The organism is Kitasatospora sp. NPDC054768, assembly GCF_053612025.1.
In genome coordinates this window covers 1-15,823 of record NZ_JBSHBN010000079.1, presented here as the reverse complement: position 1 = coordinate 15,823, position 15,823 = coordinate 1, and the positions used below count along the sequence as shown (strand labels likewise).

Below are 15,823 nucleotides of genomic sequence, written 5' to 3'. Positions count from 1 at the left end.
CGGGCCGGTGCCCCTGCCTGCGCGGCCGAACCGTCCCCAACGGGCACCGACACCTACAGGACGGTGCCTCAGTCCAGCTTCGCTAGCAGGGAATCGACCAACCGGACCCGATCAGGCGCGCCGATCCGCTCGAAGATCCCCCGTGACGCCCGGTAGTGGACCGCTGATCCAGAGACGTCACCCGCCAGCTTCCGCACATTGCCGAGGTTGGCCAGCACGCTCGCCAGATGGAAGTCATCACTCATCTCCTCGAAGCGGGCGCGAGCGTACTCCAGGGCCTCGGTCGCTCTGCGCAGATCACCCATGTGCAGATATGTGGCCCCCAGGTTCAGGTGGGCGAGAGCCACCCCGAACTCGTCCTGGACCTCCTGGTAAGCGGTCAGGGAGTCCCGATAGCTGCCCAGCGCCGACTCGAAGCGACCGGAATCGTTGAAAACCAGAGCCAGCCCGCCGTGCGCCGAGGCTTCCTTCCGAAGGTCTCCGGATGCCTTGTGAAAGAGAATGGACTCGGCCAACGCTTCGCCAGCGTCCTTCAGTCTCCCGGATTCCCGAAACGCCGTGCCGAGATTGGTAAGGGCGGCACCGATCTTCACCGGGCTGCCCGTGCGCTTGGCCAGCCGGACCGACTCAAGAAGGACCGGGATCGCGGCAGCCGGGCTCCGACGCTGGCGCACGGCAGCGCCCAGGCTGGTGTTGGCGTCGCACTGACCTTCCAGGAAGCCGATCCGTTCGGCTATCGCAACCGCCTTCGTCAACTTCCTGATCGCGTCGTCGAACTCCCTCCGGGCCGTCAGACACAGTCCGAGGTTGTTCAGGGCACGGACCTGCCATTCGACGTTCCCGCACGCTCTGGCAGCCTCGAACGCCGCTGTCGCACACTGGAACATATCGGCCGCACGTCCCCGTATGTCGAAGAAGAGCACCAGTTGCATGAAGATGAAGTACGCGTCCTCGGGCAGGTCTTCGCTGGTCGCCCGCAACGCCGCCCCCTTCAGGTTCATGTGTTCCGTATCGAACCAGTCAAGCGCCCCGCTGATGGAATCGAAACGCCCGGTTCCGTCGCGGTGGGTGCTGCGCAGCGCCCTATCGGCCTCCTCGGAGATCTCGTAGTACCGCCTCGCAAGCTCTCCGAAGAGTTCGCGATGTCGGGACCTGACCATGAGTTCGTTGGACTTCTCCGAACTGAACAGATAGACGAGATCGTGCAGTACCCACCGCTCCGAGGAGTCACGGGACAGCAGGCTGGCCTGCCCGATCCGCCGGAGCACCGTTCGGACCCTCGCCACCGGAACCCCGATCAGGACGCTCGCGATCTCCTCGGACACCTGCGGGGTGGGGTTGACGGAGAGCCTGCAGAACGGCTCCTTCAAGTCTTCGTCGAGGTGCCGGAACGAGACTTCCAATGCGGCTCGGACGGCCGTGTCGCCGTATCGCAGGACATCCAGCCGGGTCCTGGCCTCCGCCAGTTCCTCGACCAGGCCAGAGACTCCCAGGGTCGGGTCCTCCTTCAGGATGGCCGCCGAAATCCGCATCGCCAGCGGGAGCCGGCCGCAGAGTTCCCAGAGCCGCTCGCGCTCCTCGCCCGCGTCGGCCCACCGGCTCGGCGTAAGGATCCTCCGGAAGAGCGCATCGGACTCCTCGACTGTCATGCAGCCCAGGGGTACACACTCGACACCGTCCATGATCCCAATGCGCATACGCGAGGTGATCACCAGCCCGTGCGCATCGGCTCTCGGGACCAGCTCCGCGACCTGCGAGAGCTGGGCCACGTTGTCGAACACCAGAAGCACCGGATTTCCCTCTGCGGCACGCCGGTCGAGGAAGTCGTGGTAGTAGGAGGGCAGCAACCCGACCTCGACCGGCAGCTCCGCCGCCGGGACTCCCAACGCCGAGAGCACGGGGGCATACGCGTCCTCGGGACGCCCCATGGTGCGGCGGTCACCGGTGAACCCGTTCATGTCGACGAAGACCAGGCCCCCCGGGTACGCCTCCCGAACTGACAGGTCTCCGAGGACGTTGTCGACAAGGGAGGTCTTGCCCACTCCGGCCATCCCCGTCAAGAGCAGCCTCCGGTCCGCTGCACCGGTCAGGATCTGCCGGAGCAGAGCGGAGTGCTCCTCACGGCCCACGAACCAGTTCGCCGGAGAACGCACCGCCCCGCGGACAGGACGGGCCTGGAGGATCGACTTCGTTCCCCCTCTGGATCTTACGGAGCGCGCATACTCGTGGACCTCGCTCAGAAAATCCGCGACCGTTGTACCGGAAAGCTTCCGAGTGGTCCCAAGCGGAATCCAGGAAGGCGGGTCGAAATCCTCCTGAAGCACCCTGCTGATATTGACCCAGAATAGCTTCCTCGAATCGACGTCGTACACCACGCCGAATACCGGGATGATGCTGTTGCGCCAGTCTTCGACATGACCGTCGACGGGAATCGCGTAACCGTTCGACCGCTTGTACTTCTGCCCGCTCTTGACCTGGATCGCCACACAGACACCAGTCCGGTACCCGCCTTCGGTGAGCATCACCAAAAGGTCTTCCCCGTAGTCGTTCCCCCCGTCGATCTCCTGAACGATCTGATCGTGCTCTTCCAGCAGCATGCGAAGCGCATTGACGCCGGCCCGCTCGATCCGCCTGGTCTGAGTAACCCTCACCGCGCCCCGACTTCCTCGCCACCCGATGTGACCACCCAGCACGGTAGCGTGCCGACCGAAAGGAGGCCGGAGGATTTTCCTTCGTTCACACCTATGGGTTCACCGGACAGCCGGGAATCGTCGAGTCCGTGGGGTGGCGCCGCCCTCGGTGTACCAACCGGCACACCGGCAACGGCCGAGGGCCGGTCCGGGAGGTGTGTACCTCCCGGACCGGCCCTTGGGGTGGTGGGCGCGGACGGTTTCGAACCGCCGACATCTGCTTTGTAAGAGCAGCGCTCTACCACTGAGCTACGCGCCCCCTGCCGCATGCCCGGTGGGCGTACGACGAGTGCCTAGGGTACCTGGTCCCGGGAGGTGGTGTGGGTCGGGTGTCCGGTGGGGTGGCGGGTGGGCGGGGGTGCGGCGGGGTGCGGGGCCGTGAGGTGGATGGGGTGGGAGGGGGTGCCGGGCCGGTGGGGGGATCGGGGAGAATGGAGGCCGGATCAGCGGGTCGGAGCAGGGAGCGCGCAGTGACGGTGGCCGGCGGGAGCGGGCGGGGGCGGCGTCGGGCGGGGAGTGCGCTGGCCGACGCGTTGGTGTTGCCGGTGGTGCTGGCGGGTGCGCTGGGGGCGGTCGGGCTGGCCTCGGCGGGGACCGGCGGCTGGTGGGGCCGGCGCGGCGGCGGTGAGGGCGGACGAGCACAGGCCCGGGAGGCCCGGGCGGCGGCCCAGGAGGCGTTCTACGAGCTGGAGGAGACCCAGCGCGAGGTGCAGCTCGCGGTGGAGACGGTCCGCGCGGCGGAGGAGGGCCAGGCGGCGCAGCGCGCGCTGGCCGACCTGGCGGCGATCTCCGGCCGGGTCGACCAGGTCACCGTGAACTACCTCGCCGCGCTCGACGCCCACAACCTGGACAGCGAGACCCTGGACGCGGGCACGGCCGCGCAGGCCAAGCGCCAGTTGGAGGATGTGAAGGGCCAGCTGGGCTCGGCCAGGGCGGAGCTGAACGACTTCCTGCGCCGTCTCCAGCCGACCGTCCAGCACGCCGAGCAGCAGCTGATGCGGGTCACCCCGGCGGTCGAGCAGGCCAAGCGCGCGCTGCTCGCGGCCACCACCGCGCTGGACGAGGCGCGCGGCGCAGGCCTGCGGGCGGACGACCTGGCGGCCCGGCTGGCCGAACTGGCGCCCGAGCTCGGCCGGCTGAACGAGGGCCCGGCCCGGCACGGGGTCGCGGACACCCTGCGGCGCGCGGACGACGTGAAGCACCGCGCCGAGGCGATCGCCGCCGACGCCGGGCAGTTGCCGGAGCGGGCGCGGGAGATCGACCGGCGGGTGGCGAGTCTGCGGACCCGCATCCAGGCGCTGGAGACCAAGGCCGCGACGGTCGAGCCCGCTCTGAGCGAGTTGCGCCGCCGGTTCAGCACCGCCTGCTGGCAGGACCTCCAGCGGGTGTCGGACCAGGTCGCGGAGACCGGCCGCGCCGCCGAGCGCAAGCTCGCCGAGGCCGCCCGGGCGCGGGACGAGCAGCGCTGGGCGGACGCCACCGCCGCGATCGGGACGGTCCGCGCGCTGCTGGAGACCGCCGACGGCTCGGTGTCCGCGGTGAACGACCGGCTGCGGCAGCTGAACGAGGTGCAGCACGACCCCAACCGGGAGATCGAGCGTGCCCGCTTCGCGATCCGGGACGCGCAGCGGCTGGCGATGGCCGGGCGCAGCGCGCCGGACCCGCGGCACGCCGCCCCGCTGGACGAGGCGGTGGCCCGGCTGGACCGCGCGGTGGCCGCGCTGGAGGCGGCGGGCCGGCACCCCGACTACTGGCACTTCCTGACCGAGCTCGCGGGCGTGCGGGACACGGCGGCGCGGGTGATCGAGCTGATCCGCGGGGACCTCGGCGGTCACCGGTAGGACCGGGAAGGCCGGTAGGACCGGGAACACCGACGGCACCGACGGCACCGGCGGCACCGACGGCACCGGAACAGGGCTCCCGGCAGCCACCCCCGCTGGGTACGCTGCCGGTATGCCACGCTACGACTTCCGCTGCCGCTCCTGCGGCGCCACCTTCGAGCTCCGCCGCCCGATGGCCCAGGCCAACGACCCCGCCGTCTGCCCGCAGAGCCACGAGGACACCGTGAAGCTGCTGTCCACCGTCGCCGTCACGGGCGGCGCGGCCGCCGCCCAGCAGGCCCCCGCCGCCGGGGGCGGGGGCGGTTGCTGCGGGGGCGGTTGCTGCGGCTGACCGGGGCCGGTCCCGGTCAGACCCCGACCGGCAGGGCGGACGTTCCGGCGAGGAACCGCCTGACGATCTCCTCCCCCGCCGTCACCCCCACCTCCGTCAGGGCGGTGACGCCGGGGGCCGTCCAGCCGCTGTCGGCGAGTTCGCCGTGTCCCGGGCGCCAGCCCGCGTCCGCCGCGAGCAGCAGGTCCGCGTCGAGCAGTGAGTCCCCGGCCGCCAGCACCGTGTCGGCGCCGGCGCGCCGGACGACCTCGGCCAGCGCGGCGCTCTTGGTGAGCGGCGCGGGCACCGCGTACACCTTGCGCCCCTGCAGGGAGACCGTCCAGCCGCGTTCGGCGCACCAGCCGGTCAGCTCGTCGAGCCACCCCTCCGGCAGCGCGGCGCGCTCGACCACCAGGTAGGCGAACAGTTCGTCGGCGACCCGCCGCTTGTGCGTCCACTCCGGGTCGGCGCAGAGGGCGAGCCGCCGGGTCACCTCCTCCAGCGGGGCCGAGCCGGCCGCGATCCGCGTGGTGATCTCGGCCCGCCAGTCGCGGTCCGGCACGCCGTCCACCAGCAGCTGCCCGCCGTTGGCGCAGATCGCGTAGGCGGGGACCCAGTCCGGCGTCGGGCCGGGCAGGTTGACCCGCCCGTACTGCTCCGGTGTCCGGGTGGTGGCCGGGACGAAGCAGACCTCCCGGGCGAGGTCGGCGAGCAGCCCGGCGGCCCGCTCGGTCATGAAGGACAGCGGCCGCCCCTGGTACACCTCGACGCAGAGCAGCCGCGGCGCGAGCCGGTCGGGCTCGGCCAGGGCCATGGCCCGTTCGGAGTAGATCAGCGTCCGGTCGAGGTCGCTGGCCACCAGAACACCCATCAGGAATCCCTCCCCGTAGTCTCGGTCGCGACGCGCCCATCGGTGAAGGCACGCCGGTCGGTCACGGCACTCCCGTCGGCGCCGGGGCGCACGTCGGTGCCGGGGTGCCCGTCGGTCACGGCACGCCCGTCGCCCCCGGTCGCCCCGCGGCTGTAGCGGGGGTGGATCAGGCCGACGCAGGTGTACGGCAGGCCGTCCACCTCCTCGACCTCGACTCCGCGCTGGGCGGCGAGCAGCCGGACGTGGTCGAGGTCCGCGCCGGCGCCGCGCCGGGCGAGGATCCGCCAGGGGACGCGCCGCAGCAGCACCCGCGTCGTCTCGCCGACGCCGGGCTTGACCAGGTTGACGTTGTCGATGCCGTACTCGGCGCTGATCCGCTCGACCGCGGCCCAGCCGGCCCAGTCGGGCGCCCGCTGCGGGTCGTCGGCGAGCCGGCCGGCGCCCTCGGCCACCGCGGCACGGACCTCGCCGAAGCGGGCGGCCACCGCGTCCAGGAAGGCCGCCGAGACGTCGCTCCCGGCCAGTTCGGCGTAGTGCTTGGCGCCGTGGAAGTCGTCCGGCCCGATCAGCCCGGCCCGCAGCACGGTGCGCGAGACCAGCCCGGAGACGGTGGAGTTGAGGCAGGCGGACGGGATCAGGAAGTCGTCCCGGGTGCCGTACGTCCGAACGCAGCGGCCCGGGTCGGCCAGCACCGCGAGGTCCGGGTCGAAGTCGGTGCCGGCCAGCGCGCCGGCCAGTTCGCGGGTGATCGCGCCCTTGCCGGTCCAGCCGTCGACGAACACCACGTCCTGCGCGCGGTGGTGGGCCGCCAGGTACCGCAGCGCGACCGGGTCGATGCCGCGGCCGCGCACGATCGAGACCGCGTAGTGCGGGACGGACAGGCCGTGCGCGAAGGCCAGCCAGCGCCGGACCAGGATGCCGACGGGCGTGCCGGCGCGGGCCAGCGAGGCGAGCACCAGCCCGGGGCCGCGCTCGCGCAGCAGCGTCTCGGCGACGGTGCCGACGGCGAGCGCGATCCGGCCGGCGGAGCCGCGCAGTGCCTGCTGGAACAGCTCCTGGTACTCGGGGCTGGGCTGGTACTCGACCGGCAGCGACTCGGCGTAGTGCGCGCCGCCATTCTGGACTGCCTCCTCGCGCTCCTCGGTGGGGGCTTCGAGCGCGACCCCGGAGAGGTCCTTGAGGAGCCAGGCCACCTCCTCGGCCGGGTACGAGGAGAACGCCGGCCCGTACAGCGGCACGGGCAGCGGCACGGGCAGCGACGGCGACGGCGACGGCGACGGCGACGGCGACGGCGACGGCGAAATGGACGGCGCAGCAGGCCCAGCCGGCGAAGCGGCACCCCCGGCCGCCGGCCGGTGCGAGGGCAGCACGGCGAGCACCACCCGGTCGGTCACCTGCCGCAGCTGGCCGAGCAGCGCCCGCTCGCCCTCGTGCAGCGCCGGGGTGTCGGCCATGTCGTCCACCACCAGCACCACCGCGTCGAAGCGCCGCGCCGGGTCGCTGCCGGGGGCGACGTTGTACGCGTAGCGCTCGGGCGAGCCACCGTCCTGCGGGTCGTCGTGGGCGGGGAAGGCGAGCCTGGTGCGGATGGCGTAGCCGGGGTCGTCCACCGCCAGGACGGGCGAGCGGGTGGTGGTGGAGAACCGGACGCGGTTGCCGCCGAGCCGTTCGTCGAGGGCGCCGGCCAGGCGCAGCGGCGCGTACATCAGCTCCTCGAAGCCGAGCACCAGCACCCGCCGTGCCCCTGCGGGCAGGGCCTCGGCCAGCTGTCCGGCGAGTCGGGGCAGGGCGGCGTCCAGCCGGGCGCGGTCGCGGGCGGTGAAGCCGTGCCGGCCGCCGTCCGGGAGTCCGGCGGGCCAGTCCAGCGCGATCCGGGCCAGCGGCGCCGCGGGGGCCGCCGGTGGCGCTTCCTCCGGTGCCGCCCCGGCGATCAGCCGCTCGGCCCGGGCCACGACGTCCTCGGGCAGCTCGACGGTCCCGCTCGCGGTGGCCACCAGGTCCAGCCGGACGCCGAGTTCGGCGGCGGCCTCGTCGAGCCGGCGCCGGTCGGCCGCGGAGCGCAGGTCCACCAGGGCGACCACCACGTAGTGGCCGCGGGGGTGGCGGGCGTGCAGGTCGCGGATGGTGTTGAGCACCGTGCGGCCGGTGGAGAACTCGTCGTCCACCAGCACCAGCGGCCCGTCCCCGGCGAGGAGTGCGGGGTCGGCGGGGAGCAACAGGTGCGAGGTGGCGTGCGAGTGCTCCTCCTCGAAGCCGCCGACCGGGGCCAGGCCGGGCACCGGTCGGCGGGTGGAGTGCAGGTAGGGGGCGTCCAGGCCGTCGGCGACGCTGTGGCCGAGGCCGGTGGCCGTCTCCGCGTAGCCGAGCACGACGGCGCGCGCGGTGGCCGCGGCGCCGAGCAGTTCGCGGACCCGGCGGCCGAGTTCGAGCCCGGTGCCGTGGACCACCGAGGGCCGCTGCGGCACGTGCTTGCCGAGCACGTTGGAGACCAGCAGGTGGGCGCGCTTGGGGTTCCCCGAGCGCAGCGCCAGGCCGACGAGTTCGGGGAGGCGCTCGGATCCGGTCAGCGCGATCCCGGCCCGGTCGGCGACCCAACGGCCGGTCCACGTCTGCGGTGTTGCTGTCACTGCTGGTCCTGCCTTCGATGGTGCGTTCGTGCGTTCGTGCGCTGGTACGTCGGTACGTCGGTGCGTTGGTGCGTTGGTGCGTTGGTGCGTCGGTGCCCGCCGCTCACGGATCCGTCATATCCCCGCCGGGGGAACCGGAGGGAACGGCTCGGGTTCGGTCGCGGAAACAGTCAGCCGCACAGGCAGGCCGACAGCAGTTCCGCGAAGCTCACGTCCTCCCGGGCCACCCCGAACACCTCCGCCCGCAGCAGCACCCGCTCCGCCCAGGCCCGGTGCGGCCGGGCCTCGTTCATCTTGTTGGTGTACGCCGAGCGAAGTACCCCGCCGCCGTCCTGCTCCTGCCGGAGGATGTCTCGGGCGTCGCAGTACTCCTCGTGCGTGACCACGGAGAGGGCGTGCACGGCCGGCACATGGCTGGGGTGGATGCAGGTCTTGCCGAGCAGGCCGTTGGCCCGGTCGAGTTCGACCTCCCGGATCAGCCCGTCCAGGTCGTGTTCGATGATCCGTCGGCGGACCTCCTCCCCGGAGGCCCGCAGTGCCCCGGCAGTCCCGGCAACCCCGACAGCCCCGGCCGCAGCCCCGGCCGCGGCGGAGACGGACGCCCCGGCGAACGGGGTCCGGCGCAACTGCGGCTTGAACATCCGCTCCTGCACCGGGAAGTACTCCCAGACCGGTCCGGTGACGGTGTACCCGGTGCCGTCCGCCCGGCCGAGCACGTTGACCACGTCCCCGATCACCGACGCGACCAGCGCCACGTCGTACGCGGTGAGGTCGGGCGAGCGCCGCAGGCCGTACGCGGAGCAGAGGTCGGTGACACCGAGCCGGACGGCGAGCACCCGCTCGCGGTGGCCGGCGAGCAGGTCGGCGATGCCGAAGAGCTGGTCCCGCCTGGTCTCCAGGTGGGCGAGTTCGGGTGACTCCAGGACGGGCATGGCGAACAGCCGCCGCCCGGTCGCGGCCTCGGCGGCGGCCAGCGCGGCCAGGTACTCGCCACCGTTCTCGGGGGTGAACTTCGGCAGTACGAAGCCGCTCAGCAGTTCGACGGCCGGTCCGAGGCGCCGGGCCAGGTCGAGGATCTGGGTGGCGGTGCGGACCCTGATGAAGAGCAGGGGATGGCCCTGTGTACAGGAGGTGAAATCCTTGACCAGGTCATTCAGTTGCTCGACCAGGTTCCGCTCGCCCGCGTCCACCTCGTGGTCGGCGATCGCGTCCTCCAGGCAGAGCACCATCGACACCACGCCCCGACCAGCGAGTTTGCGGATGTCGGCGGCCAGGGCGGGCCGGGTGGCCGGGCTGTAGAGGGTGCCGCCGAGGGCGGTGGCGAGCACCGTCGGCTCGCTCCGCACGTCGAACGGGCGCGGCTGTTCCAGGAAGAGCCGGCCGCGTACGTCCTCGGCGAGGTGGCCGAAATGGCGCAAGGTGCTCTCCTCCAGGAAGTGGACCGGCCCCTGACCGGTTGCCGACGACACCCTGGTCAACCGGCCGACCGGGCGCCTTGGTTCCCGGGGCGCCTCCGCCGGGCGCCCCTGCGTCGAAACCCCGGGGACCTTTCGACCGCCCATCGTACGGACGGGATCCGGCCGGTCCCGGTTCCCCGGCACTGAACTCCCGGAACATCCCGGTCCACTTGGACGATCATGGGCGGAACGGCGACGAACCCCGGAAACGACGGCGGCAAACCTCGGAAAGCGCAAGTCTTGGCAAAGTCCGACCCGGCACGGACCGGTCCGGTCACGTTGTCCGAAGGGGTGGCGAACAGGCAGGATGGTCGGCTATGACGCACGTGATGGCCAAGGGCGCCAACATCGCACTGCCGGCGGCGGCGGTCCGCGCCGTGCTGCGCTGGAGCGCCACGCCCGGTGCGCCGGACGTGGACGCGTCGGCGCTGCTGCTCGGCGCCTCCGGCAAGGTCCGCTCGGACGCCGACTTCGTCTTCTACAACCAGCCCCGCCACCCCTCCGGCCTGGTCCGCCACCTGCCCAAGCAGCAGACCTCCGGCGGCGCCGAGATCATCGACACGATCGAGGTCGAGCTGGGCAAGCTGCCCGCCGAGGTGGACCGGGTGGTGCTGGCCGGCTCCTCCGAGGGCGGACCGTTCCGCGCGGTGCCGGGGCTGCGCCTGCTGCTCTTCGACGCCACGGCCGGCGAGGGCGTGCCCGCGCTCGCCGAGTTCGAGATCGACGACGCCGAGAACGTCACCGCCCTGGTCGCCGGCGAGCTGTACCGCCGGTCCGGGTCCTGGAAGTTCCGGGCGATCGGCCAGGGCTACACCTCCGGGCTGATCGGTCTCGCCACCGACTTCGGCATCATGGTGGACGACGAGGCGGAGGCCGACCAGGTGCCCGCCCAGGTGCCCGTGTCCACCACGCCGTTCGGCACTCTCGACCCGCGCAGCACCGCGATGCCGGACCCGCGCTCGACCACCCCCGAGCCGGGCACCTTCACGCTGGCCCCGGCCGTCCCGCAGTCGCCGCCGGCCCAGCCGCCCGCCCCGACCCAGCCGCCCACCCAGCCGCCGGCCACCGCCCCGGCCCCGGCCACCGCCGCCGCGAGCGCCTCGCCCGCACCGGCGACCCCGCCACCGCCCGCGGCCCCGCCGACCATGCCCCCGCCGCCCACCGCACCCCCGGGCCACCAGCCCGGCACCGGCTACGGCTACCCCCAGCAGACCGGCCCGGCGTACGGCCACCCCCAGCAGCAGCCCGCCGGCGGCTACGGCTACCCGCAGCCGGGCACCGGCCAGCAGCCCTACCAGCAGCAGCCGGGCGGTTACGGCTATCCCCAGCCGAACCAGCCCGTCCCGCAGCAGCAGCGCCCCGCCGGCTACGGCTACCCGCAGCCCGGCACCGGCCAGCAGCCGCCCGTCCCGCCGCAGCCGCCGACGGCCCAGCCCCCGGCCTCCACCGGCGAGGAGTTCGCGCTGCCCCCGCAGGGCCCGCAGTTCCAGCCCCGCTGACGTCCCCGGCGGGGCCGCCCGACAGCCCCGGCCCTGCCGAGACCCGGGCCCGGCCCCACCATGGAACTGCCATGGAACCGCGATGGAACCGCCGACCGCCGACCGCCGTCAGTCGCTCTTGTACCCGCGCTGCCACTGCATCCCGAAGCCGTACAGCCGGTCGATGTCCGCCTGGAACCCGTTGACGTACCGCACCTCGCGGCGCACCGTCAGCTGGTTGTCCCCCGAGTTCTCGATCAGCACCACCGCGCAGGAGCGCGCCGCCCGGGCCCGCTCCTCCAGCTTGATCTCGATCCGCGGCCCGGTCTGCGGCACGATCGTGACCACCGCGTGCGACTGCTCGAAGGCCGGCGTGCCGTCGTAGATGTAGACGAAGATCAGCAGCCGCTTGAACTTGTCCTTCTTCTCCAGGTTGACGTACATCGTCTCGCCGGACGGCGCCCCGTACTGGTCGTCGCCGCTGAGCTTGATGTACGGCGCGTTCTGGAGGTCTCCGAAGAGCCCGCCAAGCGGCTGCACCACGCCGGTGCTCCCGTCCGAGAGCTCGTACATGCAGGCCAGGTCGAGGTCGACGTTCGTCGGCTCGGTGCCCTGCGGCGAGTCCGGGTCCTGCGGCCGCAGGATCCGCGGGCTGAGGAACCGCTTCACGGACTCCCGGGTGCTCGGCCGGGCGGCGCCTCCGGCGCTCATCGTCCAGTGCAGGTTGACGTAGAGGTAGCCGGTGGTGGCGGCCGACCCGGTGATCGCGTGCTGCGGGGCCGACTTGGTGAGTATGACCTTGTGCTGACCGCCGGGGTTGTCGAAGGTGTAGCTCTTGTCCCCGCGCAGGTACTCCCAGATCGAGACCATGCAGTCCTCTCCCCCTGCTCCCGTCAGGCGTTCTGACGGTCCGCCGACCAATGATCGGGCATCGGCCCGGCCGTCGGATACCCAGTCCGCCCCCTCCTCTACCCAACCGGGCCCGACCGGCGGGTCGATTGGCGGGAGGAAGCCGCCCTCCCGTAGCATGCCGCCCCTTCGGACGCGATATCGTCTAGCCGCACAGGTGTCCCGTCCGCCCCTGCGCGGGCGCGGCGGGCCCGTCGTGCGGCGACGAACGAACCGTCAGGCAGCTCCCGCTCGGCGGGCCCTGACCGCCTGTGTCGCGCTGTGATCCTGTCCCCTGCGGAAACCCGAGGCCCGACCCGCAATGAACCTGACCTCCATACAGCTGGTCTGGACCGTCGTCGGCGGCGCAGCCCTGCTGTTCGTCGCCGTCCTGATGGCGACGCTGCGATTCAAGAGCTCGAAGAAGGACGAGTCCGGCGACTCCTGGGAGCGCAGCGAGGAGCGCCGTCGGCGCAAGGAGATGATCTACGGCATCTCCTCGTACACGCTGCTGTTCTGCTGCGCCGGTGTCGCGGCCGCCCTCTCCTTCCACGGCCTGGTCGGCTTCGGCAAGGAGAACCTGGGTCTGTCCGGCGGCTGGGAGTACCTCGTCCCGTTCGGTCTGGACGGCGCCGCGATGTTCTGCTCGGTGCTCGCCGTCCGCGAGGCCAGCCACGGTGACGCCGCGCTCGGTTCGCGCCTGCTGGTCTGGGTGTTCGCGATCGCCTCGGCCTGGTTCAACTGGGTGCACGCCCCGCGCGGCGTGTCGCACGACGGCGCCCCGCAGTTCTTCTCCGGCATGTCGATCTCGGCGGCGATCCTGTTCGACCGGGCGCTGAAGCAGACCCGCAAGGCCGCGCTGCGCGAGCAGGGCCTGGTGCCGCGCCCGCTGCCGCAGATCCGCATCGTCCGCTGGCTGCGCGCCCCGCGCGAGACCTACGCGGCCTGGTCGCTGATGCTGCTGGAGAACGTCCGCAGCCTGGACGAGGCGGTCGACGAGGTGCGCGAGGAGCGCCAGGCGAAGCTGGACGCCAAGGCCCGCGCCCGTACGGCCGACCGCCGCGAGCGGGCCGAGCTGAAGGCCATCTCCCGGCAGGGCGGCATGCTCGCCCGGACCCGCGGCGGCCGCCAGGTTCCCGCCCTCACGGCTGCCGGAGACGGCCCGAGCGCTACGGAGCCTGCCCTAGCCGCGGGATCCGACGCCACCACCTCGACCTCGGCCTCGCTCCTGTCCGGCGACTCGCCGGAGCCGGCCGCCCTGGACGCCGGCCGCCGCCCCCGCGCCGCCGTCGGCTCCTCGTACTCGTCCTCGTCCTACTCGTCCTCCTCCTACTCCTCGTCCTCGTACTCGTCGTCCTCCTCCGGCACCGGGTCGTCCCGCAGCGGCTCGGCCATCGACCTGACGGCCGACGACGACACCCTGTCGATGCCGAAGCTGGACTCGCTGGAGCGCAAGCTGCGCGCGATCGAGCAGCAGCTCGGCTGACCCCGGCACCCTGCGGCCACGACCGCGGACCACGAGGAACGGCCGCCCCCGGGAAATCCCGGAGGCGGCCGTTTCGCTTGCCCTGCGGACTACTTTCCGGTGCCGACCAGCTCCGGTTCCTCGTCCGCGCCCTCGCGCCGGTTGCGCAGGATCGACGAGCCGAGCGCCAGCCCGATGAAGGCGACGCCGATCAGCCCGGTGACGATCTCCGGGATGTGGTACTTGATCCCGATCAGCAGGATCGCCGCCAGCGCGCCGATCGCGTAGTGCGCGCCGTGCTCCAGGTAGACGTAGTCGTCCAGGGTGCCCTTGCGGACCAGGAAGACGGTCAGCGAGCGGATGTACATCGCGCCGATGCCGAGGCCCAGGGTGATCTGGAAGATGTCACTGGAGATGGCGAACGCGCCGACCACGCCGTCGAAGGAGAACGAGGCGTCCAGGACCTCCAGGTAGAGGAAGAGGAAGAACGCGGCCTTGCCGCCGACCTGGACGATCGACTTGCCGGCCTTCTCCGCCTCCTCCTCGCGCTCCTCCTCGGCCTCCAGCCCCGACTCGAAGATCGAGGAGAGGCCGTTGACGGCGAGGTAGGTGACCAGGCCGAGGACACCGGCGAGCAGAACGGTTTCCGCGTGCTCCCCGGCGAAGAAGTTGGAGGCGAGCAGCAGGGCGACCAGGGCGACGACGGTGGAGAAGGCCTCCAGCTTGCCGACCTTCTCCAGCGGGCGCTCGATCCAGGCCAGCCAGTTGTAGTCCTTCTCCTCGAAGATGAAGTCGAGGAAGATCATCAGCAGGAAGACGCCGCCGAAGGCCGCGATGGCCGGGTTGGCCGCTTCCAGGTACTGGCCGTAGGTGAGGCCCTCGTAGGTCTTCTCGGAGTGCAGCGCGAGGTCGATGACCGTCGCGGGGCTGAGCTTCGCGGTGAGGCCGACGACCAGCAGCGGGAAGACCAGGCGCATGCCGAAGACCGCGATGAGGACACCGACGGTCAGGAAGATCTTCTGCCAGTACGGGTTCATCCGCTTCAACACCGTGGCGTTGACCACCGCGTTGTCGAACGACAGGGAGATCTCCAGGATGGAGAGGATCAGCACGATGCCGAAGCCTTGGGCTCCCCAGAGCAGTCCGGCCGCGATCAGGCCGATGGCGGTGATCGCGAACGACCAGCCGAATGTGCGGAGGAACACGGGAGTTGGCTACCTTTCGGGTTCTGGCCGTGCCGGGGGCGGCCTCGTCCCCGAGACGTCCTGACCGGGCCCGGCCCGGTCAGGTCACCCCCGCACTGCCCTCTGTTCTCATGATCGGGTCGGGTGCGACAAGTCCGATTTCCGCCTTTACTGTACGTTCACGCCGAAGTCGAGCGCGATGCCACGCAGGCCGGAGGCGTACCCCTGGCCCACTGCGCGGAACTTCCACTCGCCCGCGTAGCGGTACAGCTCACCGAAGATCATCGCGGTCTCGCTGGACGCGTCCTCGGACAGGTCGTAGCGGGCGATCTCCTGGCCGTCGACCGAGTTGACGACCCGGATGTAGGCGTTGCGGACCTGACCGAAGTTCTGGAGCCGCGCCTCGGCCTCGTAGATCGAGACCGCGAAGATCACCTTGTCGGCCTGTGCCGGGACGAGGTCCAGGCTGACCAGGACCACCTCGTCGTCACCCGTTTCGTCGCCGCCGGTGAGGTTGTCGCCCTGGTGCTCCACCGAGCCCTCGGGGCTCTTGAGGTTGTTGTAGAAGACGAAGTACTCGTCACCGAGCACTCGCCCGCCACCGCAGATCAGGGCGCTCGCGTCGAGGTCGAACGGGGCGCCCGTGGTCGAACGGGCGGACCAGCCGAGGCCGATCTGGACCTGTGTCAGGTTCGGCGCGGCCTTGGTGAGCGAGACGTTGCCACCCTTGGCGAGCGTGACCACCATGACGTTCTTCCTCCCTTGCTTCTCCCGGGGCGCCTTCCAGGTGTAGTCCCCCGCGGCCCCGGCCGACCGGTTCTGGTCGGCTGAACTTCCTGAACTCACATCCTCGCAGTGCGAGGAACCGCCGCGGCACCGGGCCGGACGAAGCCGGGGCGGGGCCCCGCCCCCGGGGGGGGCGGGGGGCCCCCCGGCACCGCGCGCCGCCCCCCCCCCCCCCCGCCCGCGGGGGGGGCGAAGCGTTGGGCCAACACGGCAGCGAAAAGTTAAA

11 protein-coding genes and 1 tRNA gene are annotated in these 15,823 nt (G+C 71.9%); 4 read left to right on the top strand and 8 right to left on the bottom strand.

All coding sequences use genetic code 11. The features are described 5' to 3' along the window. Positions 1 to 68: 68 nt before the first annotated feature. Both ACWGKU_RS22945 and ACWGKU_RS22940 read right to left on the bottom strand, forming a co-directional pair. Positions 69 to 2,651 (bottom strand): tetratricopeptide repeat protein, encoded by a 2,583-nt coding sequence (locus tag ACWGKU_RS22945; RefSeq protein WP_452179306.1) that lies wholly within the window; start codon positions 2,649 to 2,651, stop codon positions 69 to 71. A gap of 223 nt (positions 2,652 to 2,874) precedes the next feature. Continuing rightward, a tRNA-Val gene (locus ACWGKU_RS22940) sits at positions 2,875 to 2,949 on the bottom strand. 172 nt (positions 2,950 to 3,121) lie between these two features. Here ACWGKU_RS22940 and ACWGKU_RS22935 point away from each other — a divergent pair. Both ACWGKU_RS22935 and ACWGKU_RS22930 read left to right on the top strand, forming a co-directional pair. After that, complete coding sequence (locus tag ACWGKU_RS22935) at positions 3,122 to 4,531, top strand: coiled-coil domain-containing protein (RefSeq protein ID WP_380353456.1); 1,410 nt, start codon at positions 3,122 to 3,124, stop codon at positions 4,529 to 4,531. 112 nt (positions 4,532 to 4,643) lie between these two features. Beyond that, entirely contained in the window at positions 4,644 to 4,862 is a 219-nt protein-coding gene (locus tag ACWGKU_RS22930; protein WP_452179305.1) for an FmdB family zinc ribbon protein, read from the top strand. 16 nt (positions 4,863 to 4,878) lie between these two features. Here ACWGKU_RS22930 and ACWGKU_RS22925 read toward each other — a convergent pair whose 3' ends face one another. From ACWGKU_RS22925 to ACWGKU_RS22915, 3 genes are all read right to left on the bottom strand, one after another. Continuing rightward, positions 4,879 to 5,712, bottom strand: coding sequence for an HAD family hydrolase (locus ACWGKU_RS22925; RefSeq protein WP_452179304.1), 834 nt, complete (start codon positions 5,710 to 5,712; stop codon positions 4,879 to 4,881). Continuing rightward, positions 5,712 to 8,339 (bottom strand): phosphoribosyltransferase, encoded by a 2,628-nt coding sequence (locus ACWGKU_RS22920; protein ID WP_452179303.1) that lies wholly within the window; start codon positions 8,337 to 8,339, stop codon positions 5,712 to 5,714. Before ACWGKU_RS22920 ends, ACWGKU_RS22925 begins: the two co-directional genes overlap by 1 nt. A 170-nt stretch (positions 8,340 to 8,509) precedes the next feature. Continuing rightward, positions 8,510 to 9,757 carry an HpcH/HpaI aldolase/citrate lyase family protein gene (locus tag ACWGKU_RS22915; protein ID WP_452179302.1) on the bottom strand — a complete coding sequence of 416 codons (1,248 nt, stop codon included), beginning with the start codon at positions 9,755 to 9,757 and terminating at the stop codon, positions 8,510 to 8,512. Between the two features lie 356 nt (positions 9,758 to 10,113). Here ACWGKU_RS22915 and ACWGKU_RS22910 point away from each other — a divergent pair, with 356 nt between their 5' ends. Beyond that, entirely contained in the window at positions 10,114 to 11,295 is a 1,182-nt protein-coding gene (locus tag ACWGKU_RS22910) for a TerD family protein (RefSeq protein ID WP_452179301.1), read from the top strand. A gap of 108 nt (positions 11,296 to 11,403) precedes the next feature. On the opposite strand, the gene ACWGKU_RS22905 is transcribed toward ACWGKU_RS22910, so the two are convergent. Further along, entirely contained in the window at positions 11,404 to 12,144 is a 741-nt protein-coding gene (locus ACWGKU_RS22905) for a Tellurium resistance (protein ID WP_380549977.1), read from the bottom strand. A gap of 340 nt (positions 12,145 to 12,484) precedes the next feature. Here ACWGKU_RS22905 and ACWGKU_RS22900 point away from each other — a divergent pair, with 340 nt between their 5' ends. After that, a complete protein-coding gene (locus ACWGKU_RS22900; protein ID WP_387689635.1) occupies positions 12,485 to 13,648 on the top strand; it encodes a DUF2637 domain-containing protein in 1,164 nt (387 codons plus the stop codon). An 89-nt stretch (positions 13,649 to 13,737) separates the two neighbouring features. Here the strand turns inward: ACWGKU_RS22900 and ACWGKU_RS22895 are convergent, their stop codons facing one another. Together ACWGKU_RS22895 and ACWGKU_RS22890 are read right to left on the bottom strand one after the other, a co-directional pair. Continuing rightward, on the bottom strand, positions 13,738 to 14,832 hold the full coding sequence (locus ACWGKU_RS22895; RefSeq protein WP_380549982.1) for a DUF475 domain-containing protein: 1,095 nt from the start codon (positions 14,830 to 14,832) through the stop codon (positions 13,738 to 13,740). Positions 14,833 to 14,979: 147 nt separating this feature from the next. After that, positions 14,980 to 15,558, bottom strand: a complete 579-nt coding sequence (locus tag ACWGKU_RS22890; protein ID WP_359914478.1) for a TerD family protein — start codon at positions 15,556 to 15,558, stop codon at positions 14,980 to 14,982. Between the last annotated feature and the right edge of the window lie 265 nt (positions 15,559 to 15,823).

Coding starts and splice junctions, on each gene's coding strand:
- ACWGKU_RS22930 (WP_452179305.1), top strand. CDS start 4,644: ATGCCACGCTACGACTTCCGCTGCCGCTCCTGCGGCGCCACCTTCGAG.
- ACWGKU_RS22925 (WP_452179304.1), bottom strand. CDS start 5,712: ATGGGTGTTCTGGTGGCCAGCGACCTCGACCGGACGCTGATCTACTCC.
- ACWGKU_RS22910 (WP_452179301.1), top strand. CDS start 10,114: ATGACGCACGTGATGGCCAAGGGCGCCAACATCGCACTGCCGGCGGCG.
- ACWGKU_RS22935 (WP_380353456.1), top strand. CDS start 3,122: ATGGAGGCCGGATCAGCGGGTCGGAGCAGGGAGCGCGCAGTGACGGTG.
- ACWGKU_RS22900 (WP_387689635.1), top strand. CDS start 12,485: ATGAACCTGACCTCCATACAGCTGGTCTGGACCGTCGTCGGCGGCGCA.
- ACWGKU_RS22905 (WP_380549977.1), bottom strand. CDS start 12,144: ATGGTCTCGATCTGGGAGTACCTGCGCGGGGACAAGAGCTACACCTTC.
- ACWGKU_RS22890 (WP_359914478.1), bottom strand. CDS start 15,558: ATGGTGGTCACGCTCGCCAAGGGTGGCAACGTCTCGCTCACCAAGGCC.